The sequence below is a fragment of the Streptomyces sp. NRRL S-495 genome (assembly GCF_000966955.1).
Lineage (GTDB): Bacteria > Actinomycetota > Actinomycetes > Streptomycetales > Streptomycetaceae > Kitasatospora > Kitasatospora purpeofusca.
In genome coordinates this window covers 1-4,154 of the sequence record NZ_JZWY01000570.1, presented here as the reverse complement: position 1 = coordinate 4,154, position 4,154 = coordinate 1, and the positions used below count along the sequence as shown (strand labels likewise).

Annotated in this window: 4 protein-coding genes; 3 read left to right on the top strand and 1 reads right to left on the bottom strand. The window is 70.7% G+C overall.

Features of this window, described 5'->3' with window-relative positions; genetic code table 11:
- Positions 1 to 802, bottom strand: an 802-nt coding sequence (locus VR45_RS27450) for a sugar ABC transporter substrate-binding protein (protein WP_045942529.1), incomplete at its 3' end; no start/stop codon positions are given.
- Positions 803 to 1,333: 531 nt separating this feature from the next.
- Here VR45_RS27450 and VR45_RS27445 point away from each other — a divergent pair.
- The 3 genes from VR45_RS27445 to VR45_RS27435 all read left to right on the top strand — a co-directional run.
- Positions 1,334 to 2,185: a fumarylacetoacetate hydrolase family protein gene (locus VR45_RS27445; RefSeq protein WP_045942528.1), complete on the top strand. Its 852-nt coding sequence runs from the start codon at positions 1,334 to 1,336 to the stop codon at positions 2,183 to 2,185.
- A gap of 11 nt (positions 2,186 to 2,196) precedes the next feature.
- Positions 2,197 to 3,537 (top strand): L-fuconate dehydratase, encoded by a 1,341-nt coding sequence (locus tag VR45_RS27440; protein WP_045942527.1) that lies wholly within the window; start codon positions 2,197 to 2,199, stop codon positions 3,535 to 3,537.
- On the top strand, positions 3,534 to 4,154 hold a 621-nt coding region (locus tag VR45_RS27435), incomplete at its 3' end, for an SDR family oxidoreductase (protein ID WP_045942526.1). The genes VR45_RS27440 and VR45_RS27435, both read left to right, overlap by 4 nt.

The window sequence follows — 4,154 nt, the reverse complement described above, 5'->3', positions numbered from 1 at the left end:
ACTCCTGCGGGATGCCGTCGTTGGAGACGATGGCGATGTGGCCGGGCTCTCCGGCGGGCTTGAGCAGGCCCTTCTGCTGGAGCAGGGCGAGGGTGGGCTGGAGGAAGACGCCGCCGGCCTGCATGTAGACGCCGCCGAGGTCCGGGTTGGCGGCCAGGGTGGACTGGAGCTTGGCGGAGGCGACGTCGCCCTTCCAGTCGGTGGCCAGCTCGATGACCTGGATGCCGGGGAACTTCTCCTTCATGCAGGCGGCGAAGGCCTCGGAGCGGTCGCGCCCGTTGATGGAGCTGAGCGCGCCCTGGAGCTCGGCGACCTTGCCCTTGCCGTCGAGCTGCTTGCCGAGGAACTCGCAGGCCTTGGTGCCGTACGCCTTGTTGTCGGCGCGCACCACCATGTAGACGTTCCCCTTGTCGGGGCGGGTGTCGACGCTGATCACCGGGATCTTCCTGGCGGACAGCTGCTCCAGGGTGGAGGCGATCGCACCGGTGTCCTGCGGGGCCATCACGACGGCCTTGGCGCCGGTGTTCTGGAACACCTGGACGTTGGCGACCAGCTTGGTGACGTCGTTCTGGGAGTTGCTCACCGGCAGGGTGTTCAGGCCCTGCGTGGCGGCGTCCTGCTTGATGTACTGCGCGTAGGAGTTCCAGAAGTCGGAGTCCGCACGCGGCAGGTCGATGCCGAGCGCCGGCTTGCCGCCCGCGGCGGACTCCGAGGCGCTGCCGCGGTTGCAGGCCGTGGCGAACCCCGCCAGGACGACGACGGCGGCGGCCGTGGCCGCGATTCTGGAGGAGCGAGGCTTCATGGTGCTGATCTCCTTGGCTGGGATGTCCGGTGCTCCCCTGTGCGGGGGGCGTGGAGCCGACTGTGCGGGGGCGTGGAGCCGGCGTGGTGGGGGGCGCGAGGCCCGTCCCGGTGGGGCGGGGCGGGCGGGGGAGCCGGCCTCCCTTCCAGCCCTCACCAGGAGGGAGGCCGGTTCCTGGTTGCGGCGGTCCGTGGCAGACGGGACCGGACCGCGCTTCCCACAGTCATCGGATGGCTTGCGGGTCAGGAGGACCATACGAGCCTGACATCTGACTGACAAGAGGAAACCTCGGATGATTCTCAACCGTGACGTCCAGGTTTCCGCCCCGTGTCGTGGATGATGCGAGAAATCCGCCCTGAGCTGCTGATTTGAGGGATGGTTCGATGGCGTACGAGTCGACGGGCCCGGTAAACATCGGAGGACTTCTTGCGGTGGTGTGACGAGACTCGTATGGTCAGGGCGTCACGGATTCATCCGATGTGTTGGCCGGTGAAGAGTCCCGGCCCGCAGACCTACGACGGGAGTCAGGGCATGAAGCTACTGCGGATCGGACCGGCGGGAGAAGAGGTCCCGGCGGCAGTCGGCGACGACGGCCGGGTCTTCGCACTCACGGGCCTGACCACCGACATCGACGGCGCGTTCCTCGCCTCCGGCGGGATCGACCGGGTCCGGGCCGCCCTGGCCGCCGGCGAGCTCCCTCCGATCGACCCGGCCGGCCTGCGGATCGGCGCACCGGTCGCCCGGCCGGGCAAGGTCGTCTGCATCGGCCTCAACTACCGCGACCACGCGGAGGAGACCGGCGCGGCCATCCCCACCCAGCCGGTGGTCTTCATGAAGGACCCGTCCACCGTGGTCGGCCCCCACGACCGGGTACTGATCCCCCGCGGCTCGGTGAAGACCGACTGGGAGGTGGAGCTCGCCGTCGTCGTCGGACGCCGGGCCCGCTACCTGGACTCGCCGGACCAGGCCCTGGCCCATGTCGCGGGCTTCGCGATCAGCAACGACGTGTCCGAGCGCGAGTTCCAGCTGGAGTACTCCGGACAGTGGGACCTCGGCAAGTCCTGCGAGACCTTCAACCCGCTCGGCCCCTGGCTGGTCACCCCGGACGAGGCCGGCGACCCGCAGGCCCTGGGCCTGCGTCTGGCCGTCAACGGCGAGACGCGACAGGACGGCAACACCAAGAACATGATCTTCGACGTCGCCCACATCGTCTGGTACCTCAGCCAGTACATGGTGCTGAACCCCGGAGACGTCATCAACACCGGCACCCCGGCCGGCGTGGCCCTGGGCCTGCCCGGCAACCCCTACCTGCGCGCGGGCGACACCGTCGAACTGGCCATCGACGGCCTCGGCTCCCAGCGCCAGACCTTCTCCCACGCGTGAAAGGCACCACCTTGTCCGCAACCACGGCGCGGATCACCGCCGTCGACACCTACGACATCCGCTTCCCCACCTCACGGGAGCTGGACGGGTCCGACGCCATGAATCCCGACCCCGACTACTCCGCCGCCTACGTCGTCCTGCGCGCCTCCGCGGGCGGCCACGAGGGCCACGGGTTCACCTTCACCATCGGCCGCGGCAACGACGTCCAGGTCGCCGCCATCGACGCGCTGAGCGAGCACATCGTCGGACGCCCCGTCGCCGAGCTGTGCGCCGACCCCGGATCCCTGTACCGCGACCTGATCGGCGACAGCCAGCTGCGCTGGCTGGGGCCCGAGAAGGGCGTGATGCACATGGCGATCGGAGCCGTCGTCAACGCGGTCTGGGACCTCGCCGCCAAGCGCGAGGGCAAGCCGCTGTGGCAGCTGCTCGCCGACGCCGACCCCGAGTGGCTGGTCTCCCAGGTCGACTTCCGCTACCTCACCGACGCGCTGACGCCCGACGAGGCCCTCGAACTGCTGCGCAAGGGCAGGCAGGACGCACCCGACCGGGCCGCCGAACTCGTTCGCCGCGGCTACCCCGCCTACACCACCTCGCCCGGCTGGCTGGGCTACAGCGACGAGAAGCTCACCCGCCTCGCCCAGCAGGCGGTGGCCGACGGCTTCACCCAGATCAAGCTGAAGGTCGGCGCCGACCTGGAGGACGACGTCCGCCGCTGCCGCGCCGCCCGCGAGGCCGTCGGGCCGGACATCCGCATGGCGATCGACGCCAACCAGCGCTGGAACGTCGCCGAGGCGATCGAGTGGACGAACGCCCTCGCCGAGTTCGACCCGTACTGGATCGAGGAGCCCACCAGCCCCGACGACGTCCTCGGCCACGCCGCCGTTCGGCGCGGGGTCCACCCGATCAAGGTCGCCACCGGCGAGCACGTCCAGAACCGCGTCGTCTTCAAGCAGCTGCTCCAGGCCGGCGCGATCGACGTCCTCCAGCTGGACTCGGCCCGGGTGGCCGGTGTCAACGAGAACCTCGCCATCCTGCTGCTCGCCGCCAAGTTCGGCGTCCCGGTCTGCCCGCACGCCGGCGGCGTGGGCCTGTGCGAACTGGTCCAGCACCTGTCGATGTTCGACTACGTCGCGCTCTCCGGGACCACCCAGGACCGGGTGATCGAGTACGTCGACCACCTCCACCAGCACTTCCTCGACCCCGTCGTCATCGACGCCGGCCACTACCGGGCGCCCACCGGACCCGGCTTCTCCGCCACCATGCACCAGGCCACCATCGACACCTACACCTACCCCGACGGCGCGTTCTGGGCGGCCGACCTGGCGGGCAGCGAGAAGGGAGAGGACTCGTGACGACCGACCTCGAGGGGCTCACCGCCCTGGTGACCGGCGGTGCCTCCGGCATCGGCCTGGCCACCGCCCGACTGCTCGGCGAACGTGGAGCGGACGTCGCCGTCCTGGACCTCGACCCGAGCGGCGTCCGCGCCCCGCTGCGCGGCTTCACCGCCGACGTCTCCGACGACCGCTCCGTACAGGCTGCCGTCCAGGCGGCGGCCGAGGCACTCGGCGGGATCGACATCCTGGTCAACAACGCCGGCATCGGCGCCGCCGGCACGGTCGAGGACAACCCGGACGAGCAGTGGCACCGCGTCCTGGACGTCAATGTGCTCGGCATCGTCCGCACCACCCGCGCCGCCCTCCCGTACCTGCGCCGCTCCGCCTCGGCCTCGGTGGTCAACACCTGCTCGATCGCCGCCACCGCCGGACTGCCCCAGCGCGCGCTGTACTCGGCGAGCAAGGGCGCCGTCCTCTCGCTCACCCTGGCGATGGCCGCCGACCACGTCCGCGAAGGGATCCGGGTGAACTGCGTCAACCCGGGCACCGTCGACACCCCGTGGGTCTCACGGCTGCTGGACGCGGCCGACGACCCGGCCGCCGAGCGCGCCGCACTGAACGCCCGCCAGCCCACC

What these genes read in the sequence shown, in the direction of transcription:
- VR45_RS27445 (WP_045942528.1), top strand. Translation starts at nt 1,334, where the DNA reads ATGAAGCTACTGCGGATCGGACCGGCGGGAGAAGAGGTCCCGGCGGCA.